Origin of the sequence: Streptomyces sp. CoH27, from assembly GCF_020181035.1 — a bacterium.
Taxonomy (GTDB): Bacteria; Actinomycetota; Actinomycetes; order Streptomycetales; family Streptomycetaceae; genus Streptomyces; species Streptomyces camelliae.
Genome location: NZ_JAIQYY010000007.1, coordinates 172,600 through 174,489, shown reverse-complemented (window position 1 = coordinate 174,489; position 1,890 = coordinate 172,600). Strand labels below are relative to the sequence as shown.

Here is a 1,890-nt window from a genome sequence, read left to right as displayed (position 1 = left end):
CCCCCCCGCTCAGAGCGTTCCTCACCCACGGGGGTGTCACACCCCGGAGGGCACCTCGGCCTTCTCGTCGCTGCCCTCGCCGGCCGTCGCGAGCGCACGGTTGCGGCGGACGGAGGACCAGAAGGACCAGCCGATCAGGACGACGCCGACGAGACCGGTGATGACCTCGTTGATCTCGTACTGGATGGTGACCATGAGGATCACGGCCAGGGCGCCGATGGCGTAGTGGGCGCCGTGCTCCAGGTAGACGTAGTCGTCGAGGGTGCCCTGGCGGACCAGGTAGACCGTGAGCGACCGGACGTACATCGCGCCGATGCCGAGGCCGAGGGCCATCATCACGATGTCGTTGGTGATGGCGAAGGCGCCGATCACACCGTCGAAGGAGAAGGACGCGTCCAGGACCTCCAGGTAGAGGAACATGAAGAACGCGGCCTGGCCGGCCAGCAGCACCGCGGACTTCTGCTTGCCGGTGCGGGCGGCCTCTTCCTCCTCCTCGTGCTCGCGCTCCTCCTCTTCCTCCAGCTTGTCCTCGAAGTAGCCGGACAGACCGCCGACGATCATGTACGTGATCAGACCGGCGATGCCCGCGATCAGGACCGTCTGCGCCTTGTCGGCGTGGGCGCCGCCGTGCTGGTGGGCCTGGGTGGCGAAGGTGAAGGAGGTGATCAGCAGGGCGATCAGCGCGATGCAGACCGACAGCATGTCGATCTTGCCGAGCTTGGCCAGCGGCCGCTCCAGCCACTGGAGCCACTGGATGTCCCGGTCCTCGAAGATGAAGTCGAGGAAGATCATCAGCAGGAACATTCCGCCGAAGGCGGCGATCGCCGGGTGGGCGTCGGTGACCAGCTGCTGGTACTGGTCCTTGTCCGTGAGGGCCAGGTGGACGGCGTCGTACGGGTTGAGCTTCGCGGTGATGGCGACGATGACGACGGGGAAGACCAGTCGCATGCCGAACACGGCGATCAGGACGCCGACCGTGAGGAAGATCTTCTGCCAGAAGGCGTTCATCTTCTTCAGGATTCCGGCGTTGACCACGGCGTTGTCGAACGACAGGGAGATCTCCAGGACGGCGAGGATCGCCACGACCCCGAAGCCCTCCCACCCTCCGTAGAAGACGGCGGCGACGAGGCCGAGCGCGGTCACCGCGAACGACCAGCCGAAGGTTTTCAGAAGCACTGGCTACCCCATCATGTCCGTACGGGTCTCCCCCGCGCCGTACTCGGCTTTGCGAAACGTTGACCCCGAGTCTAGAGGGGCACCCTACCCGCGGTGCCGCCCAGGGCAATCCTCACGCAAAAGCCACAGGTCAGGCTTATGAGGAGGCAATCGGCTACGAGACGTTCACCCCGAAGTCGAGGGCGATGCCCCGCAGACCGGAGGCATAGCCCTGGCCGACGGCGCGGAACTTCCACTCGCCCTGGTAGCGGTACAGCTCGCCGAAGATCATGGCGGTCTCGGTGGAGGCGTCCTCGCTCAGGTCGTAGCGCGCGAGCTCCTGGCCGTCGGCCTGGTTGAGCACGCGGATGAAGGCGTTGGAGACCTGACCGAAGGTCTGGCCGCGCTCGTCGGCCAGGTGGATCGAGACCGGGAAGACGATCTTCTCGCACTGCGGCGGCACCTTGGTGAGGTCCACCAGGATCGTCTCGTCGTCGCCCTCGCCCTCACCGGTGAGGTTGTCACCGGTGTGCTCGACCGAGCCGTCGGGGCTCTTGAGCTGGTTGTAGAAGACGAACCACTCGTCGCCCATCACCCGGTTGCCGGCGCCGCACAGCAGGGCGCTGGCGTCCAGGTCGAAGGGGGCGCCGGTGGTGGACCGCGCGTCCCAGCCGAGGCCGATCATGACGTTCGTGAGGTTCGGTGCGGCCTTGGAGAGGGAGACGTTGCCTCCCT

General features: G+C 66.2%; 2 protein-coding genes. Both read right to left on the bottom strand.

Going from position 1 to position 1,890, the window contains the following annotated elements:
* Window positions 1-36 precede the first annotated feature (36 nt).
* The gene (locus LE548_RS13205; protein ID WP_225096984.1) at window positions 37-1,176 is read right to left on the bottom strand and encodes a DUF475 domain-containing protein; all 1,140 of its coding nucleotides are present in this window, start codon (window positions 1,174-1,176) and stop codon (window positions 37-39) included.
* Window positions 1,177-1,330: 154 nt separating this feature from the next.
* The coding region (locus LE548_RS13200) for a TerD family protein (protein ID WP_225096983.1) at window positions 1,331-1,890 on the bottom strand (560 nt) is incomplete at its 5' end.